Annotated in this window: 12 protein-coding genes; 8 read left to right on the forward strand and 4 right to left on the reverse strand. The window is 51.1% G+C overall.

All coding sequences use genetic code 11. From position 1 onward, the window contains the following. The first annotated feature begins 166 nt into the window (after nucleotides 1–166). Both Pla110_RS01570 and pckA read left to right on the forward strand, forming a co-directional pair. A complete protein-coding gene (locus Pla110_RS01570; protein WP_144992527.1) occupies nucleotides 167–1,504 on the forward strand; it encodes a hypothetical protein in 1,338 nt (445 codons plus the stop codon). A 188-nt stretch (nucleotides 1,505–1,692) separates the two neighbouring features. Beyond that, a complete protein-coding gene (gene pckA, locus Pla110_RS01575) occupies nucleotides 1,693–3,279 on the forward strand; it encodes a phosphoenolpyruvate carboxykinase (ATP) (protein ID WP_144992530.1) in 1,587 nt (528 codons plus the stop codon). 120 nt (nucleotides 3,280–3,399) lie between these two features. Here the strand turns inward: pckA and Pla110_RS01580 are convergent, their stop codons facing one another. The 3 genes from Pla110_RS01580 to Pla110_RS01590 all read right to left on the reverse strand — a co-directional run bounded on the left by Pla110_RS01580 (nucleotide 3,400) and on the right by Pla110_RS01590 (nucleotide 8,798). Then, entirely contained in the window at nucleotides 3,400–6,561 is a 3,162-nt protein-coding gene (locus tag Pla110_RS01580; protein ID WP_144992532.1) for an efflux RND transporter permease subunit, read from the reverse strand. A 78-nt stretch (nucleotides 6,562–6,639) separates the two neighbouring features. Next, complete coding sequence (locus Pla110_RS01585; protein WP_144992534.1) at nucleotides 6,640–8,166, reverse strand: efflux RND transporter periplasmic adaptor subunit; 1,527 nt, start codon at nucleotides 8,164–8,166, stop codon at nucleotides 6,640–6,642. Between the two features lie 206 nt (nucleotides 8,167–8,372). Continuing rightward, nucleotides 8,373–8,798: a hypothetical protein gene (locus Pla110_RS01590; protein WP_144992537.1), complete on the reverse strand. Its 426-nt coding sequence runs from the start codon at nucleotides 8,796–8,798 to the stop codon at nucleotides 8,373–8,375. 369 nt (nucleotides 8,799–9,167) lie between these two features. Between Pla110_RS01590 and Pla110_RS01595 the strand changes: the two genes are divergently transcribed. Beyond that, on the forward strand, nucleotides 9,168–10,505 hold the full coding sequence (locus Pla110_RS01595) for a TolC family protein (RefSeq protein ID WP_197440431.1): 1,338 nt from the start codon (nucleotides 9,168–9,170) through the stop codon (nucleotides 10,503–10,505). 955 nt (nucleotides 10,506–11,460) lie between these two features. Here Pla110_RS01595 and Pla110_RS23055 read toward each other — a convergent pair. Then, a complete protein-coding gene (locus Pla110_RS23055) occupies nucleotides 11,461–11,688 on the reverse strand; it encodes a transposase (protein ID WP_144992541.1) in 228 nt (75 codons plus the stop codon). Nucleotides 11,689–12,191: 503 nt separating this feature from the next. Here Pla110_RS23055 and Pla110_RS01605 point away from each other — a divergent pair. The 5 genes from Pla110_RS01605 to Pla110_RS01625 all read left to right on the forward strand — a co-directional run bounded on the left by Pla110_RS01605 (nucleotide 12,192) and on the right by Pla110_RS01625 (nucleotide 18,730). Then, nucleotides 12,192–12,800, forward strand: coding sequence for a 5-formyltetrahydrofolate cyclo-ligase (locus Pla110_RS01605; RefSeq protein WP_144992543.1), 609 nt, complete (start codon nucleotides 12,192–12,194; stop codon nucleotides 12,798–12,800). Between the two features lie 68 nt (nucleotides 12,801–12,868). After that, on the forward strand, nucleotides 12,869–13,804 hold the full coding sequence (gene fhcD / locus Pla110_RS01610; RefSeq protein WP_144992545.1) for a formylmethanofuran--tetrahydromethanopterin N-formyltransferase: 936 nt from the start codon (nucleotides 12,869–12,871) through the stop codon (nucleotides 13,802–13,804). Nucleotides 13,805–14,149: 345 nt separating this feature from the next. After that, complete coding sequence (locus tag Pla110_RS01615) at nucleotides 14,150–16,576, forward strand: NHL repeat-containing protein (protein WP_144992547.1); 2,427 nt, start codon at nucleotides 14,150–14,152, stop codon at nucleotides 16,574–16,576. Nucleotides 16,577–16,661: 85 nt separating this feature from the next. Next, nucleotides 16,662–17,543, forward strand: coding sequence for a PhnD/SsuA/transferrin family substrate-binding protein (locus Pla110_RS01620; protein ID WP_144992549.1), 882 nt, complete (start codon nucleotides 16,662–16,664; stop codon nucleotides 17,541–17,543). An 89-nt stretch (nucleotides 17,544–17,632) separates the two neighbouring features. Then, nucleotides 17,633–18,730: a PQQ-binding-like beta-propeller repeat protein gene (locus Pla110_RS01625; protein ID WP_144992551.1), complete on the forward strand. Its 1,098-nt coding sequence runs from the start codon at nucleotides 17,633–17,635 to the stop codon at nucleotides 18,728–18,730. Nucleotides 18,731–18,774 lie beyond the last annotated feature (44 nt).

Here is an 18,774-nt window from a genome sequence, read left to right on the forward strand (position 1 = left end):
AGTAATAATCGTAATTCCCAAAGGGGTGTCCTGTTCAGACGGGCATCCCTTTTTTGTTTCTTATTACGGTGAAGTTGTGTTGGAAATGTAGCAATCAGGTGTGGCTGATCCTAAAATCAAGGATGATGGTTTTTAATAATTCATCTCCACATGAACAGGTTCTCTTATGGCTGCTTACTCGATTCGCAAAAAGCGGCTGTTATTACTGGCGATCGGCCTGCTGGTGATGACGACGGCATTTTTCGCTTGGCGTGATTGGCGAGTCCGGTCGATTCCTGATCTGGGAGAACCCTTCGACGTGGCGGCCTTTGAGGAAAAGTATCCTCTGGATGAACCGAACGCGTTTAATACGTATTCAAGATGGTTGAAAGTTCGCGATCTGATCCATCAACAGAACCTGTCCGCGAATGTGAATTACAACATCGCTTACGATTCCTGGGAAAATGCGAACGAAGCGACCGTCGAATATCTGGAGGAAATGCGACCTCTCATAGGGCCGTGGGAAGAAGGGAGTCAAATAGCCCAAGGGTTTGAAATCGACCCCCGTGAAATTAGTTTCGAGTCTCTGTTGGAAGTGACACAAGAATCACGAGATATCAGTCGAATTATCCTGTTAGATACAGCCCGCTTGATGCACGAGGGTGATCGTAAAGCAGTGTGGGATCGGTATCGTCTGCTGATGCGGATCGAACGGCATATTCGAAATGGTTGTCTGATTACTCAACTGGTATGTTATGCCATGCACAAAAACTGGCTTTCGCAGTTTGAGCGTTTCCTTGCTCAAGAGGAAATCACCTTGGAAGAACTGCGTCAGTTCCGTGACGACCTGACCCGCTTGCAGCAACAGTTCCCCGGGCCTGAGGTTGCCATCAAGTTCGAGTACCTCGGAATGCGACGTACGCTGGCACCTAAACTGGCTCAACATAGTTGGTCCAACTATCTATCGAATGAGCCGGAAGTCTTTCAGCGAGTCCTTAGTCTCTTCTATCGAAACTGGCTCGCTCATTGTGCCAAACCTCCCTGGGAGGCTCCTCCCTTTGTTGAACATCAGTGTGCCACTAGCCAGATACAGTCATTGTTAAATCAGAATGACTCAGCTTGCCGCTGGGATTATTTTGACGATGGCACCACGAGTGAAGATTTACTCGCCGCCTTTCACAAACCTTCGTACAGCCAACGCTACCTGAATCAATTCATCCCTGCACTGAAGTCCTGTTACCGCAGCATGAATTCAGACCGTCTCTATCAACAAATGGCACTCGTTCAGCTCGGTTTGCATATCTACTACCGCGAGCGGGGCGACTTCCCAGAGAAGTTGAAAGACCTGATCCCCGACTACATCGACGAACTCCCCCGCACCCCGGACGCGACCGGGGCAGTGCTTACTTATACGAAGACGGATACGGGCAGGGAGATATCGTCGAGTGATGGAAAGTTTTTGTTCAACATTTATGCACCGGGGACCGATTTGCCAAGTTTGTTTGAGCCAGCATCAAACAAGTAAGTCCTTTGATGATTCGCCTTTTGCTTCCCAATATCTAGAACAGGACGAAAATGTCCTGTTTGTCTCTTATACTCCGGTTCCCTTTTTCCTAAATTGAAGTTAGAACACGACCTGCGAGACTTGTCATTGGATTTCGGTCTCAGTTTTTATCTGATTTATTGCGAATTATGGATTTAGGAGACGTCCTCATGGAGAGTTTTGACCTTTCAGCCTACGGAATTTCCGTCAATCGGGTGCTGCGAAACCCGGCCCCTTCCGCGCTGTATGAAGAGGCCATTCGTCATGAACCGGGGACGTCGATCTCCGATACCGGCGCGCTGCTGGCTTATTCAGGAGAGAAAACAGGACGGTCTCCCAAAGATAAACGGGTCGTCAAGAATTCGGAATCGGAAGAGAATATCTGGTGGGGTGATGTGAATTATCCTCTCGATCTCGATTCGTTCCATACGAACTATGAACGGGCGATCGACTATCTAAATCTCTGTCCGACGTTATACGTGATCGATGCTTTTGCTGGTTGGGATCCAGATTGCCGGATTAAAGTTCGGGTGATTTGCTCGCGTCCTTACCATGCACTCTTCATGCACAATATGTTGATCCGCCCGACCGATGCCGAATTGGAAACCTTCGGTGAACCAGAATATGTGATCTTCAACGCCGGTACCTTCCCCGCTAACAGATACACCACGGGAATGACGTCCAAAACTTCGGTCGATCTTTGTATCGAAGAAGGCAAGATCGTCATTCTGGGAACAGAGTACGCTGGCGAGATGAAGAAGGGGGTCTTCACTGTCATGAACTACCTCATGCCGGCACGAGACATTCTGTCGATGCACTGCTCGGCGACGGCGGATCGTGATACAGGTCGCTCTTCCGTTCTGTTCGGATTATCGGGAACCGGGAAAACGACACTCTCGGCCGATCCCAAACGGTACCTCATTGGTGACGACGAACATTGCTGGTCCGATAACGGTATCTTCAATATTGAAGGGGGCTGTTACGCGAAGGCGATTTATCTGTCGCTGGAACGGGAACCGGAAATCTTTCAGGCTCTTCGTTTTGGGGCAGTGCTCGAAAATGTTGTTTATGATGAAGCCCATCATCATGTCGATTTCGACGACACGACCATCACGCAGAATACGCGCGGAGCTTACCCGATCGAGTTTATGCCGAGTGCAAAAATTCCATGTATTGCCGAACATCCTTCCGATGTCATCTTCCTGACCTGTGATGCTTTCGGTGTATTGCCTCCTGTTTCCAAGCTGACGCCCGAGCAGGCGATGTACCACTTCATCAGCGGATACACGGCGAAGGTGGCCGGAACTGAGGTCGGTGTAACGGAACCACAAACAACGTTCTCTCCCTGTTTTGGTGGGCCATTCCTGGTCTGGCATCCGGGGAAATACGCTGACCTGCTCGCCAGTAAAATCCAGAAACATAACGCGAACGTCTGGCTCGTGAATACGGGCTGGAACGGTGGCCCTCCTGGAGTGGGTGAGCGAATCAGCCTTCCGCACACTCGAGCGATTATCGATGGCATTCATTCGGGCGCTTTGGCCAACGCGAAGACTCAGAAAGACCCGGTCTTCGGTTTCGAGATTGTCACCGAATGTCCCAACGTGCCGAGTGAAATGCTCATTCCGCGAAACACCTGGAAAGACCCCGCCGCTTACGACAAGACCGCCGCTAAACTGGCCACGTCATTCAATAAGAACTTCGAGAAATATGCCGACGGCGTCTCGAAAGCAGTACTGGACGCCGCACCAAAAGTTTAACGGTGCATGAACCCTGTAAATGCAAAGCCCGTCTCCTCAGCAGAGTGAGACGGGCTTTTTTTGTGAAGCAGATAAAGCTGCGATAGGGTTATAAGCGAGCGACCGACATCGCGATCTTTATTAATCCAGCGTTTCGCTCTCGTCTTCTTTCGTTTCCATGAGCCGTTGTCCTGCTTTCATACCGTAGAGCCAGAAGAGGGCAGGGCGGACGAGGAATTCCAGGATGGTGCTGGAAATCAGCCCCCCTATGATGACGGTGGCGACGGGGTATAATATCTCCCGGCCCGATTCACCTGCAGAAAAAGCGAGCGGGACAAGGCCGATCCCGGAGGTGAGAGCCGTCATGAGGACCGGCGCTAGACGTTCTTGTCCCGCTCGTACGATCATCTCTTTCGACCAGGTTTCCCCTTCGAATTCAACGAGATGTAGGTAGTGATTGAGTAATAAAATTCCGTTTCGCGAGGCGATCCCACCCAGCGAAATGAAACCGACCATGCTGGCGATGGTGAGCGTCTGGCCGGTGTAGAGCAGGGCGATCACGCAACCAATGAAGGCCATTGGTACGGCCGCGAGCACTTGGAGGGAGAAGTTGAAGGATCCGAACATGGTGTAGAGCACGATCAGGATGCCGATGAGCGACAGCGCGAAGAAGGCCATGATTAACCGACTGGCCGATTCCTGACTTTCAAACTGACCGCTGTATTCGACGAAGTATCCTGTAGGCAGTTCGGCTTCGACCGGTTCAAGCCTTTCTTTAATTTCATTGACCACGTCGACGACCCCGCGGCCCGCGACGTTACATTGCAGAATGATACGGCGGCGGACTTGCTCTCTGCGGATAATGTTCGGGCCGGTTGCTTCGTAAATGTCGGCCACCGCTTCCAGCGGAATGACTCCTCCATCGGGCAAGTTGATGGCGAGTCGTCGCAGTTTCTGTAGATCTTCCCGGTACTCTTCCTGCATCCGCACGACCAAGTCGAAGATCCGTTGCCCATCCAGAACTTGAGAAACGACTCGTCCCTGCATCGCCGTTTCGACGAATTGATTCACTTCCTCTGGTCGCAAACCGTACAGGGCGAGTTGGTCCCGGTCGAGTTCGATTCGCAATTGCGGAATCGCCGCCTGTTGTTCGACGAAGAGATCCGTGACCCCTTCGATCGAGGCAATCTCCGCTTTCATCTGTCCCGCCAACCGGCGGAGAGTGGTAAGGTCGTCACCGTAAATTTTGATACCGACATCGGCCTTCACTCCAGAGAGCATATGGGAGATCAAGTGAGCCAGGGGTTGGTCAGACGACGCGATGATGCCGGGAATATCTTGCATTTCGCTACGGATCTCGGCGAGAATCTCTTCGCGAGTCCGGGTCGTTTCGGGATTAAACTCGATGATGATTTCGCTCGTATTCACATCCATTGCGTGTTCGTCGAGCTCGGCACGACCTGTACGAACAACAAAGCTGTCGACGTCTTCAATTTTGGCGAGTCGATCTTCAACCTGGTGCGCGACTTTACGCGATTCTGCCAGCGACGTTCCCGGGGGAAGCCCGATGTTGACTTGGAATGAACCTTCGTTGAACTCGGGCAGAAAGTCGCTTTCGAGTTGCGTTAACGCGAGTCCCGATAACACGACCGCCAGGCTGGCGACGCCCAGTATTAACCGGGGGACGGTCAGGCTGAAACGAATCATTCCGCCTCCCACTTTTTTGAGAAATCGCAGAAAGAAGCTGTCGTGATCTGCCTGCAATTTACTTTGAGGCAGCAGCCAGTAAGAGAGAATAGGAGTGACCGTTAACGAGACAACCAATGAGGAAAGGATGGAGACGATGTAGGCGATACCCAGCGGAGCGAACAGGCGACCTTCCAACCCGGAGAGGGCGAAGAGGGGCAGGAAAACGAGGATGACAATCATTGTGCCGAAGACAATGGAGTTACGAATCTCCAAGCTCGCTCGATAAACGACCAGCAAAGGGCTGTCGGGTTTCTTTTTCTGTTTATTTTCTCCCAGTCGCCGAAAGATATTTTCCACATCGACGATGGCGTCGTCGACGAGTTCTCCAATGGCGACCGCCAGGCCACCGAGCGTCATCGTGTTGATGCTCAATCCGAAGAAGGCAAATACCAGCGAGGTGATTACGATCGACAGCGGAATTGCTGTCAATGTGATGAGTGTGGTTCGGAAGTTCAGTAGGAAGATGAACAGAATGACGGTGACCAGCACGGCTCCGTCCCGCAACGCTTCGATAACGTTTTCAATCGCCCGATCGATGAACTGTTTTTGAGAGTAGAGTAAGGGTTCAATATGAACTCCGTCCGGAAGGCCTGCTTCGAGTTCGTCCAGTGCTTTAATCACATCTTCGGTAATCCGGCGGGTATCGGCATCGGGTTGTTTATTAACGGTCAGGATGATGGCATCGCCTCCATCGAGCACACCCTCTTCATTGCGTGCAAAGGCGGAGCTGTCTCCTCGTTTGATCTGGCCCGCTTCGACGATTCTCGCGACCTGCTTTAACAGAATCGGTTGGTCTTCATGATTAGCGATGACCAGCTTTTCAAGGTCTTCAATTTTCTGAACACGTCCCAGAGTACGAACAAGCAACTCGTTGGCGCCCTGTTCGTCGAGATACCCTCCGACGGCATTTCGGTTACTCTCTGCGACAGCCTGGTCGACTTGTTGCAACGTGACGCCGTATTTACGCATCGCATCGGGATCGACCAGTACCTGGAATTGCTTCCGTTCGCCCCCCATGACAAAGACTTGAGAGATACCGGGGATGGTTAATAACCGTTGCCGAATGACCCAGTCGGCCAGCGTGCGTAGTTCGAGCGGATCGACATCTTCGTTTTCGCTCCAGACACCGATCATCTGGATCTGACCCATGATAGACGAGATCGGCGTTAATGTGGGAGTAACTGATTCCGGCAGGTTTTCCTGAACCAACTGAAGTCGCTCGTTCACAATCTGTCGGTCGATGTAGATGTCCGAGTCCCAGTCGAATTCGACGTAGACAATCGACAGGCCGACGCCCGAATCGGAACGGACGGCGAGGACATTGCTCGCACCGTTGAGGGCGGTTTCGATCGGTAAGGTGATTCGTGCTTCGACTTCTTCCGGAGACCAACCGTGTGCTTCTGTCAGGATGACGACACGTGGACGGTTCAGGTTGGGAAAGACATCGATGCTCAGCTTCTGAATGTGATACAGCCCGTAGACTGTCAGAAACAGGGAGAAGGCGATGACCGGGACACGATTCTTCAATGAGAATTTGAGTATTTGATCAAACATCGGGACCGCTTTTCAGGAGACTGTGAAAGTTCAGAAGGCAGTGATAGTTAAGAGAACACGTCGACAAGTTCGTTGGGATTAATGGGCGTGGCCATGGTGGTCGTCCCCGCCTCCACCTGCGTTGCGTTCGAGCGCCATATACATCTGGCGGGTCCCTCGCATCGCGATGATGACTCCTGGTTTCAGTTGAGCATTCGGAACGAGCACCGCATTCTGACGGTCACGATAAAGTACTTCGACTTCTACCCGGCGATACTCGTTCGAGCCTTCTTTGATAAACACAAAAGCGCTCGCCGATTCATCCACAACAGCATCGCGCGGTAGCACAATTCTGTCCGTCCAGGTTTCGACAGGAAGTTCCACATAAGCTCGCTGACCCGGTTTGTATTTCCAGTTCAGGAATTGATCGTTCTCGACCGAGTCTTCTGGTTGCATCAGATTATTTTTAAGCTCGACATAAAAGTGATACGTCCGCGTGTTGGGATTCACTTCATTCGACAGGTATTTGATCTTCATTCCCGGTAACCGTTCCGGATTTTGGGCACTGTTTTGAAAGACGAGGGTGATCTCTTTATTTTGTGCGACAATGCTGCTCAGTTCGGGCATGTCCTGCTCGTAGGCATGACCTTCCAGATAGAGATCTTCGTAGTTGGTGAGAACGCCCAAAGTCGCCCCTGCCTGGACCGCTTCCCCTTTGTGGACAACGACTTCTTTCACTGAGAACCAGGCTTGCCGCAGGTGGTATTCGTCGTCAGTAGAACCGGCGTGGTCCTGCGACGGGTTCGCGGTTGATTGCGAATGGGAAAGCCGACGGATGGATGGGTCACGGTGAAAGGTTTCCATCGCGTCGTGAATCGAGTTGTCCTGATGCAGGAATGGGACGGAAATGGTGACCTCGCGTAAGAGGCTACGATGTTCGTCAATCAGATTAACTTGTTCTTTACTAAGCCCGTGTAGCAGTAAGGTTTCCCGGAAGGCGTGTAGCATCGATTCGAGTTTTTCAACCTCGTATTCCTTCTCCAGCAGGACTCGTCCTGCGACCGCTCCACTTTCGGAGATCTTTTTAAGCCGTTTGACTTCCTTCAATTCGACGTCCAGCTGCCCCAGCGTACGCAGGAATTCAGTTTGGGCCGAAACGAGGTCTTCGTGAGTTAATCGAAGACGAAAAACAAGATCGCCCGAAGTCACAGTTTCCCCCGCAATGATTTCGATCCCGGTTACAATGCCCGTCAAAGGTGCAGAGATCTCCATTCGGGATTTACCCGGAATTTCGGTAACGATTCCCGGGAGTGAAATCGATCGGGTGTAATCCTGCAGTTCAACTTTGCCGACTTTCAACTGGATGTTGCGACGCGCCTCTCGAGAGAGTGTCAGCAGGTTTTCATCCTTCTCTTCGTCATGTCCCCCTTCGCCATGATCATGTCCGGCATGAGGGTCGGCTTTGGAGGCTGCAGCGTTCTTCGATGGGGAGGTGGATAGCCGATTTAATTGGGCTAGCGCGTTATTCCGCCAATCGGGAACGGCCAGGACCGCGACGATCAATACGAGGACTAGTACAACCAAGCCAGTTTTGAACCAGCGCAATTTATTCGTTGATGAAGTCATAGTTACAGACTCAGTCCAGAGACGGGGCGATAGAAAACGAAATGGAAACGGAGCGATAAGCAAACAGGAGGGATCGCGGATCAGAAAATACCAATAAAATGGAGACCGATCGACGGATCAAGTTTGCAGATGTCGTCAATGATGCACGGTGCAGAGAACGCCAAGCGAAAAGCATCCGGCGTAGAACTCGGTGCGACGAGAGAGAATCAGATCAGCCAGATCTGCAGCGGTTGGTGCAGGCGCGCACCCGAAGCGTTCGAAAAACGCGATGGTCTTAGCAGTGAAAGCGAAGTTTCCAGCGACGAGTGTGTAACGAGCTGGATCTCGATCAGACCGGAGAGCAGTGATAGTTCGGGTGCTGGAACCTGTACGGTCGCACTGACATTGAAATCGCATCCACCATGTTCACAGAGGTCAAGTGGTTGTTCTTCTGGATTGGTTGAGTCGGAAGGTGCTTCGCAAGGATGGTGATCGATTGCAGAAGTGTGACCATGAGTATGTTGGTGTGTTGCCAGTTCATCATGTTGATGGTCGGCACAGGCATGATTCAAATGCGCGCAACAACCACCCCAGAGGTGAACCAGCATGGCCACCACATTGACGATAGAGATGATTGAAGTTGATGTACCCATTGGATTGGGGCCGCATTTCCACTGAACATAAGGTGAACGATATATGTCTGAACTGGATTATTAGTACGAAAAAGGGATGAGGTCAATGACAGATCCCGATTCGTCCGTCCATTTTAGTAAACGAACTGAAATCTCAGAGACATTGCTCGCCACTAACTGGAGGACGGCTCCTTACAGTCGTTACGACCGTAACTCTCAGTGTCAGAGAAGGATAGCTCGGGATTGGGTTGGTCGGGTTGTAGCGATGAACCGGCCTTTCGTCTTCCTGTTTGCGTAGTTGCTCCTGGCGTGCCGATGAAGAGGATTGTTCACGTTGGACGCATGAGGTGAGAGCCATGGAATCCAGCTATCCTTACGATCATGAGACCGATGATGATTCTGAGATTAACTAATAGCTTTGTTGTTTGCCTGTTCGCCGGGTTATTTCTTAACTCTGCCCTGGCTCAGGATCCCGCTCCTCAGGAATTACGAATTCCAGACGCACCCCCGGGTGTGGGTGAAGGAGATCGTTCCAGTTCCGTCCGGCTGAGTTTGCAACATTTACAACAGCTGGCGATGGAGCATAATCCGACGTTGGCGCAGGCCCGTGCCGAAACCTGGAAAGCCAACGGCCAATTTGTGCAGGCGGGGCTCAAACCGAACCCGAACATTTATTACACCGGTGACGAAATCGGGAACGAAGGTGCGGCAGGTTTGCATGGGGCCTATGTCTCGCAGGAATTCGTTACGGGCGGAAAGTTATATCTGGCTTCCCAAATTTACGCCTTGCGACAACGCGGTGCGAACTGGGAGCGAACGGCTCAGATCTATCGAGTCGAGAATAATGTGCGTGCCGAATACTTTCAGATCATCGTAGCGGAACGACTGCTTCAATTGTCGATGGAAGTTCGACAGATCGCGGAAAGCAGTTTAAAGACAGCCCAGGACCGCGTTCGGCAAGGAGAGTCTTCGAAAATCGATCAATTGCAGGCGAAAATCGAACTGCAAAAAGCTCTGGTACTAAACCGCAATGCCCAAGCGGAATACGATGCGGCCTGGAATCGAATGCAGGCCGTGATTGGTTGGAACGGGTTAGCACCGCAGCCGCTGGACGAAGATATCGAGATGGGTACACCTGAGCTCGAATGGGAAACGACTCGTGATCGGCTGTTGTCACTGAGCCCACAAGTGCAACAGGCGCAAGCCCGGGCTGCCTCGGCCATGGCGAAGTATAACCGTGCCGTGGTTGAGCCGACTCCGAACGTGACCGTTCAGGCAGGGGCCGGCTACGACTACGGAACGGAAGATGCTTTTGGTCGTGTTCAGGTTGGAATGCCCATTCCGATCTTCAATAAGAACCAGGGCAACATCCGCACTGCCCATGGCGAATGGATTCGGTCTTGTCGAGAAGTCGAACGGCTCAAGTTGCAACTGGCCCGTAATCTGGCGGAAGAGTTCAAAAAATATGTCGCCAGCCGGGCACAGCTCGAACTGTATCGCGGAGAACTGATTCCTGCTTCCGCGGAAACATTGGAACTCAGTCAGAAAGCGTTTGAAGCGGGGCAGTTGAACTACTTGCAACTTCTTACAGCTCAGCGAACGTTCACGGAGACCAACATCGATTTCGTGAGAACAAAGAATGTCCTCTGGCAGAGCCAGATTGCCATTGATGGACTGCTGCTGACGGATGGCTTGCAGGCCCCCAAGGAATCCGTCAACGCAGACTGATCACTTGTCTCAGTTATTCATGATGATTGCCTATCCCGTTAGCGCATTGGGTTCTGGCCTCTGTGATACCTTACTGAATGGCCTACAATCCGACAAAACTTAGCTGGTATACGATGTGACCGAGACTTCGCCACCACTAATCGCGATTCTACATTTTCTGGGTCGAATCCGATCACAATCTTCAGGTCGAGAAATGAATCTCGTTCGAGATCCTTCGCTCTTCAGCAACACAACCGCTTGGAATCACTCGGTTTTGATGTCGGTTGAATACTTTTACGATACGGCCATCAGGTTGGGTAGAACTCCTTCATAATGTACCCTTGATGCAACTTATGAGATAAGCAAGAACTAATGAAGTTGATAAAAATCCCAATAGAATAATCGCCCCAGTAATAATATTAGATAAGATATATACAAAAAGTATCTTTAGACCCTCCTCGAACGGCCAATAAGGGATTGCAAATATGGTAATGACCCAGCTTAAAACCGGATGAATAACAAGCCAATACGACATCTCGCGTTGAAGGGAATACGATTGGTGACTCATTGGCTTCAACACAATACTTATAAAACATATCAATCCTATAGCTACATACATCCACACAAGATGGATATCAATACGTACTAAAGAACATACTTTTAAAACAAAACTTTTGCATCCCATCATTTAACCATTCCGCTAGCCATACAATAAAAGGGTTATCAGGATTCGTCATTAAATTTTGGTTGACACCATGGCCTGCGAATCTAGAGGGAGTTTCAAAACCTCTTAAGTATAGTGAACAGACCAGTCGAGTTTCACCTCCTGTTGGAGCTTTTCTTCGAGTCGTTCCCAAGCGAGTCGAAAGACTCCCGACTCTGTCCATAATTTGAATCGCCTCCAACACGTTGTAAAAGAGGGAAATGGAAAAGCTACCGCGGTCATTTCTTATTCCTCGTTATCCACTCGGCGAAATCACCTTGCTTCTTTCCATCGGGCGCCTGTTCGCAGGACCCAAAGAATGACTTCAAAGCACTCTCGTGGTGGTGCCTGTGGCCGCCTCTCAACTCGGGAGGGACCCTCCCAGGGAAAGAGGTCTTCGATCAAAAGCCATTGCTCATCAGTGAGTTCCGTAATACAGTCCGTCCTGGACGCTGTTGTGTATCGTTCGAGTGAGGGATACCATTCCAGCGTCATCTCCATTGTTAAGTCTCCTTTCAGGAGACATCACAATGCAATCAGCAGGCCAAACTATTCACTAATTTGCGAATTTCAGGATGGGGTCGAAGGATTTGCGGTAAATTCCGTTCACTCACTGCATCCCTCCCCCATCCATAAGCTATTAGTGTTCAATATACCTCTGTTTGTTGAGACACAAAGTGAGGTAGGGAAGCCCTCAGAATAGTTTCAAACTGGAAATTGCGGGTGTATTATTTTGAGATGTAGGTCCCTCCTGTGCCGCACTCGGTCTGTGCGGGCGGAATCAGGACGCGGAGCTGGGAACCGCTTTCCAACTTTGACGCTTCCAAAGTCGTGGATTGTTTGCACTTCCGGCCTGTGACCGGTACCTTGTGAATATCTATTTTAAACACAGGGACCGGTCTGCGAAAAATCAATCGCGTCGGTTTGTAACAGGGGTCTCCACCGCCCTTTCCGGAGATCCATCCAACGGATTGTCCACCACATGTGGGAGCGAAAAACCAGACATGTCTGAATCAGACCTGAGCGATTTACAAGTCCTGAAAAACCAAATCCGGGAACAGGCACACGAGAACCGGAAAAACCAAGAGGACAAAGACGGCGTCAGCAGCAAGATCGTGGCAACCTTTATGGGACTGCCCGAATATGAAGCGGCTCAGACAGTCATGTTTTATGTCGACGTGAGAAGTGAAGTCCGCACCCGACACGATCTGGAGAAAGCACTTAACAGTGGCAAGCGGATTGTCGTCCCTTACTGCGTTGATGACGAGCTCGAACTCTTCCTGCTGGAATCGATGGACGAACTCGAAATCGGGATGTACAAAATTCTAGAACCCAAAGCCGACCTGCGAGATGTCGCTGCGAAAAAAGTCGACGTCTCCGAACTCGATCTGATCATGGTTCCCGGCGTTGCCTTCGATGCGCGAGGCGGTCGTACAGGCCACGGGTTCGGGTACTATGACAAACTTCTCGAGAACGCCAAAGCGGAAACACCGCTGGTGGCTCTCTCCTTTGAATGCCAGATGTTCCCCGAAATTCCGATGCAGGACCATGACATCTTCATGGACAAAGTCATCACCGAAGACAAAGTTTATCCCGGCCGTGGTCGCGGATAAGGAATGTTCTCTCGGAATAATAGAGGATCAATCAGGAACCACCAGCCACCGCGATCGAGAGGGAGCTCATGTTCGAACAGTACCAGTGTGAAGTCGAGGATACTTATGCCGAAGCGTTTCGCAGTCTGTATGCCGAGTTCCTGATTACCGCCCGCGATCGTAAATGGCTCAACCATGCGTTGTATGCCGCCACCGGTCATGCCTCCAGTACGATTATGTGTGACTGTGAAGCTGGACTGGACCGTTACGTTGGTCCGGGTGGCGATGAATCGTTTGCCACGCCCGATGGCCGTCCGGGGGCGATTGTGCAGTTGCATGTTCCTCGCTTTCGGAAAGATCGTGTACCAGCGCTCGAAAAAGCGTTGCTCTCCCGAGTGAGTCAAAACGTACTGACCTGTCCGACCACTGCCTGCTTCAACATGCTGGAGTCAGAAGATTACTACCGTCTCGGACGCAAAGTCTCCTATTTTGGCGATGGTCACGAATTTCTGGACGACCGCCACGGTCGCAAAATGTGGGTCATTCCGACCATGGGGGGCGAGTTCAGTATCGATCGCCGCTTTGGATATTCCGATGGGATCATGGGGGGCAATCTCTGGTTTATGGGCACGTCCGAAGAGGCGGCCATCACTGCGGCAGAACGGGCTGTCGAAGGAGTCGAAAAAACACCGGGAACCATTACCACGTTTCCAGGTGGTGTCGCCGCCAGCGCTTCCAAAGCGGGCAGCAAATATAAGTTTCTCTTCGCCAGCACCTTCGCCGAGTACTGCCCGACCTTAAAAGAGAAGCTGGGAGAGAAGTCGCTGGTGCCGGAAGGAGTGACTTCGATCCAGGAAATCATCATCAACGGTCGAGACCTGGATGCTGTTGCCGAAGCGACCTACGCCGCCATGGATGCCTGCCACGATACGCCCGGTTTGGTGAAAATCTCAGCGGGTAACTACAATGGTCGCCTAGGGAAAAGCTTCATCTACCTCGACCGCAATCAACAGCCCGCTTCGTGAACCGGGTTAAGCATGGGCATTTGCGTCAGGTTGCTGCAATCACCTGAAATGCCAATTTCTTTACAGATTCTGCTTGTAGGTCTGGAACGTATCGCGATACGATGAACATAGGTGATCTATATTACGCCCGGAATCTGTTGAGCGGGCGCTAGGACTTCGCCCGTTGATCACAGTCTGAGGGGATCGAATTAGGGTTAATATAGTTCATCCATCTCAAAAAAAACGGTCCGAAATCAGGCGTGATCCGTCTTGTATGGAAGCAAAGGGGCAACCCTCGATCTCATGGTGGCCAGCCTTCTATTAGTCTGACCGTCCCGGAAGATTGCAATTCAGGAGTCTGCAATAATGTTTCGAAAGATTTTCCCTCTCGGAGTTAGTTCTCTCGTTGTCTGTTCTCTCTGGGCCTGCTTTCTTTGTCTGATGTTCTCTGGATGCGATGAGCCTGTACGCGAGGTCGAGCCGGTTGAAGAAACAACCAGCCAGACCGAAGCGACCATCCTTCCCGCATCCACCGCTACTGAGGATGCGGCAGTACCGGCAAAAGAGGAACCGGAAATAACCGAACCCTACACAGCAGAGCTGGAAGCAATAAAAGCGGCCTGGCAGCATAACGCAGAGAAATATAACGAGATCAAAGCGGTGCTGGAGGTCGAATATATCAGCCCGCCCATTTACGAAGAGGCCGAGGACGAAGCGGAACTGCAGGAACGTCTGGCTTCAGTAAAACCGGAAGACTACACCATTAAAGAATGGCGCGAATCGGTCTGGTTAAACGGGCTTCAATTCCGCAAAGAACGCGAGATCACCCGCCATCATCCCAAGGAGTTCTGGTTTGATACTCAGGTGACTTACGACGGTTTGCGGGAACTTCATTCGCTTACCGTGCGCGAAGAAGAACAGGCGCCCTCACTCGGTTCCGTCGATGCGCGGTCCCCTGGTGAATTGAATAACTACTGGCCGGCTGAACTTGAACCGTTTTACAAAGTGGTACGCAACGCAGATGACTACGATCACGTCGACTTCTGGAATTCACTCCAGGTCATCGGCGAAGAGGAATATAAAGAGGAAACCTGCCTCGTCGTACAATTGGAAGAAGAGGATAGAGAGCAGGTGGAATACACGGTCTCTCCCCAAACCAATTATCACATTGTGAAGTATCGTCATCTCGAAAACGGAGTCCCATCCGTTACAGGAGAGATTCAATATAGGAAAACGGAAACAGGTTGGGTGCCGACGAAGTGGGAAACAATCCAGATGAAAGCGGGCGAAGACGGTCCATTCACAGTGAAAGCGATGCAGGCGAATGTGACCGTTTCTGAATTCCAGAACGACTTTGAACACACACAAAATTTATACAGTCTTTTATTCCCGGTAGGAGCCCAGGTCCGAATGTGGGGTAGTTCCGACCTGATTCCCGTGGTGGCGTCCGTGCCCGAAGAGGAACAAGCCGTTCCCGATCCAATCGAACCGTTGAATGTGAGTGCGATCGTTGAAGAAGTCATTGGGACGACTCCCGAAGAAAAGAATACGGAAGGCTTGCCCGCAACGCATAAACCAGTCGACAAAATTACCGCCACTTACAACGACAAACCGATCAATCTAAATACCTTCTGCCTCGACCGCGAAGGCAACATTCTGCTCAGTTGCGGAGGCGAAGTTCAGCAGTTGGTTCTTTCCGAGGAAGAGAAAAAACTGCTCGATGAAGAAGGCGAGGATGCGAAGGTCGATGCTTCTGTCGAAAGTAGTAACAGCGTCATTCTCGTCTATTCCCCCGAAATGAAATTGCAGAAAACGATCAAGCTTCCGTTCAAAGCAACCGCTTTGACTTCCTTTGATGATTCATCCCTGATGATCGGTGGAGAAGGGCGTCTGGCCCGGATTGATCGGGATGGCAACGTTCTTCATTCAGGAAGCTCACCACAGATCGACGATATCGATTCTTATCGCGAGAAACTGACCGAAGCCGCGAAAAAAGAACGTGCGGAAGTCATGGAATACCTGAAAGAGGATCTCATCACGATCCAGAAGCAGTTGGACATTCTCGAGAAAACCAAAGAAGAAGATCGCAGCCGTGGTCAGAAACGAACCATGTTGGCTCTACAGGGACAGATCAACTTGATCAATCAGCATCTCAAGCAGGACCAGAAAGGAGTCGATCCGCAATTCGAGATGATGATGCAGATGAAATTACGCGTTCCTGCTCTTTCTGTAACAGAGAAAGACATTTTCGTCACGGTGCCCAGCCTGGAGGGGTATGGATTTGAAGTTTGGCGAGTGGATCACCAATTCCAGAACCCGGAAATGATCATCAGTGACCTGCGTGGCTGTTGTGGTCAGATGGATGTGCAGGCGAAGGACGACAAAATTTACGTCGCCGAAAATGGTCGTTTCCGTGTCGCTTCTTTTGACCGAGAAGGCGAACGCCTGAATTCCTTTGGGAAATCAGATCGCTCCTCTAAAGAAGGGTTCGGAAGTTGTTGTAATCCGATGAATGTTCGCTGTTGCAGTAATGGCGATATTCTGACGGCCGAATCGAGCGTCGGTAACATCAAACGATTTTCACCCGAAGGAGAACTGCTGGCGAACATCGGACATGTGACCGTTACAGGCGGATGTAAAAACGTCGCCATCGAATACGATGAAGCCCGCGATCGGTATTACATGATGGATCTTCCCAATCACACGATTCATGCTCTTCATTCCATCGCTCCCACCAGCGAGGTGACTCTCAATGTAGAACCGAATGCAAATTCGCAGCAGCAGGTTAATTAATTCTGTTCACAAACAGCCTGCGTTATAAAGAGATTGAACGGCAGAGAGGAAATCCTGTGCCTTCATTCCAGAAAGAAATGACTTCATGCAACGTCTTCTGAATGCTGGACTTGTCCTGTGTGGTTTGATGTTTCTATTGCCTCTTCATTCGAGTGCTGCAGAAACCGAGAAGCAGCCGCTGAACTTGATCGTCATGGATCCGCTTGCAGCGCCGTTGGCGTGTGATTGTGTGAAAGGATACGCTCAGCGAAAGTACGAAAAACTGGCCGAACACCTGGAGACCGAACTCGATCGTCCCGTGAATGTATCCTGGGGAGCATCACTGGAGATCGCGTTAAAAGAAAAGACGGTGGCGGGGGCCGATCTCATCATTGGTAAAGATTCCGTCGTTCGATATGACAGTGCGAAAGCGAAAATCGATGTTCAGCCAGTCGCCTGTCTGGCGGGTAAAGATGGCGGTGTGACTCAGTCCGGTTTGATCGTCGTCCGCGCCAAAGACGCGGCGCAGTCGGTGGGGGACTTGAAGGGGTATCGCCTCTTCTTCGGGCCGAAAGAGAACGAAGAAAAATACGCCGCACCGATGAAGTTACTCCAGGCGGCCAATGTAACTCTCCCCGAGAAAATCGAAACGTATCCCGCTTGCAGTGATGCAGCGACAGCGTTACTTGAACTCGATAAAGACATTCAGGCGGCGGCCGTTATCTCCAGTTATGCGGAACCGCTACTGGAAGGGTGCGGGTCGGTAAAAAAAGGAGACCTGCGCGTTGTTGGTGAATCAGAATCGGTCCCTTTCGTGACCGCATTTGTGAATCAAGAGTTATCGACCGCAGAACAGGATCAAATCAAACAGGCCCTGTTCGATATGATCGATCATCCAGAACTCTTGAGGTCGCTCGAAACCAGTATCGGGTTTCTGGAAATCGAAGAACAGCAAGCTGTTTTGGGAAGCAGTAAAAAAAAAGAGTAACGGATCTTAAAGCTGAGTCCGTTACGAATGATTGGCCAGGTTGGCGGGGAGGCAACAGGCGAGGTGAGCTCACTTGGCTCCCCGACAGTCTGCCCGACGAAGCCCAATTTCGCTGGACTGCTCCTTTACCCAGTAAAGGGATCGGTGGCTTGGCTGCCAGCCAGGGAGTAGTGATTGTCGGCGGTCGCAATGTCACCGACAACAGCGATCTCTTCCAATGTTTTGAGGCCGAGACGGGTGAAGAACGCTGGGCCTTCCGCCAATTCGCCCCAGGGAAAGTCGATTATGGCAACACCCCACGGGCGACTCCACTGATTTCCGAAGATCATGTCTGGGTGGCCGGTGCCTTCGGGCACATCGCCTGTCTCCGGTTGAACGATGGCGAAGTCGTCTGGAAGAAACATCAGCAGTTTGAGTTTGAAGCGGCTCCCATGATCTGGGGGCACGCCGGTACGCCCTTGCTTGTCGAGGACCGACTCATTATTCATCCCGGAGGTCCGGATTCCGCCCTGGTTGCCCTTAATGCGCTGACGGGAAAAGTCCTTTGGGAAACCGCTGGCAATCCACCGGGATATTCTTCGTTGATCGTTGCCGAGGTGCATGGTCGAAAGCAGATCATCGGTTACGAAGAAAAAGCTCTATGCGGGTGGGATTTTGAATCCGGAAAACAACTTTGGTCTCTCATCCCTCCCTTCAAGGGTGACTTCAATGTACCAACTCCAATTTACTACGACAGTAAATTGTTCGTTGCCACAGAGAATAACGGGGCGCGTGTTTATGAATTCGATCCCGCAGGCGAGATTGTTCCTGAACCTTTGATGACGTTTGAAGATCTCGCCCCTGATTCTCATACTCCCGTCATCGCCAACGGTCGTTTGTTTGGTGTCTGGGATGGGCTATTTTGCCTGGACTGGAAAAACGACCTGAATCCATTGTGGGTAAATGAAGAACCTTCCTTCAGCAATTACGTCAGTCTCGTCACGGATGGAAAGCATGTCCTCGCTACGACAGTGAAAAGCGAACTGATTCTGTTTGATGCGAATGCGTCCGGTCCCGAACCTGTAGATCGCCTGGAATTGACCACCGACCGAACGGATACCTACGCTCATCCCGCTTTTCTCGGAACTGATATCTTCGTCCGCATCAACAAAGAACTCTGCTGTCTCAACCTTGCTCTTCAGGAATAGAGTTAAGTCATCAGTGGCCGGAAAGAATTGTCGATTGATTCTGA

It is taken from the genome of Polystyrenella longa (assembly GCF_007750395.1).
Lineage (GTDB): Bacteria > Planctomycetota > Planctomycetia > Planctomycetales > Planctomycetaceae > Polystyrenella > Polystyrenella longa.

What these genes read in the sequence shown, in the direction of transcription:
- Pla110_RS01570 (WP_144992527.1), top strand. Translation starts at nt 167, where the DNA reads ATGGCTGCTTACTCGATTCGCAAAAAGCGGCTGTTATTACTGGCGATC.
- pckA (WP_144992530.1), top strand. Translation starts at nt 1,693, where the DNA reads ATGGAGAGTTTTGACCTTTCAGCCTACGGAATTTCCGTCAATCGGGTG.
- Pla110_RS01580 (WP_144992532.1), bottom strand. Translation starts at nt 6,561, where the DNA reads ATGTTTGATCAAATACTCAAATTCTCATTGAAGAATCGTGTCCCGGTC.
- Pla110_RS01585 (WP_144992534.1), bottom strand. Translation starts at nt 8,166, where the DNA reads ATGACTTCATCAACGAATAAATTGCGCTGGTTCAAAACTGGCTTGGTT.
- Pla110_RS01590 (WP_144992537.1), bottom strand. Translation starts at nt 8,798, where the DNA reads ATGGGTACATCAACTTCAATCATCTCTATCGTCAATGTGGTGGCCATG.
- Pla110_RS01595 (WP_197440431.1), top strand. Translation starts at nt 9,168, where the DNA reads ATGATGATTCTGAGATTAACTAATAGCTTTGTTGTTTGCCTGTTCGCC.
- Pla110_RS23055 (WP_144992541.1), bottom strand. Translation starts at nt 11,688, where the DNA reads ATGGAGATGACGCTGGAATGGTATCCCTCACTCGAACGATACACAACA.
- Pla110_RS01605 (WP_144992543.1), top strand. Translation starts at nt 12,192, where the DNA reads ATGTCTGAATCAGACCTGAGCGATTTACAAGTCCTGAAAAACCAAATC.
- fhcD (WP_144992545.1), top strand. Translation starts at nt 12,869, where the DNA reads ATGTTCGAACAGTACCAGTGTGAAGTCGAGGATACTTATGCCGAAGCG.
- Pla110_RS01615 (WP_144992547.1), top strand. Translation starts at nt 14,150, where the DNA reads ATGTTTCGAAAGATTTTCCCTCTCGGAGTTAGTTCTCTCGTTGTCTGT.
- Pla110_RS01620 (WP_144992549.1), top strand. Translation starts at nt 16,662, where the DNA reads ATGCAACGTCTTCTGAATGCTGGACTTGTCCTGTGTGGTTTGATGTTT.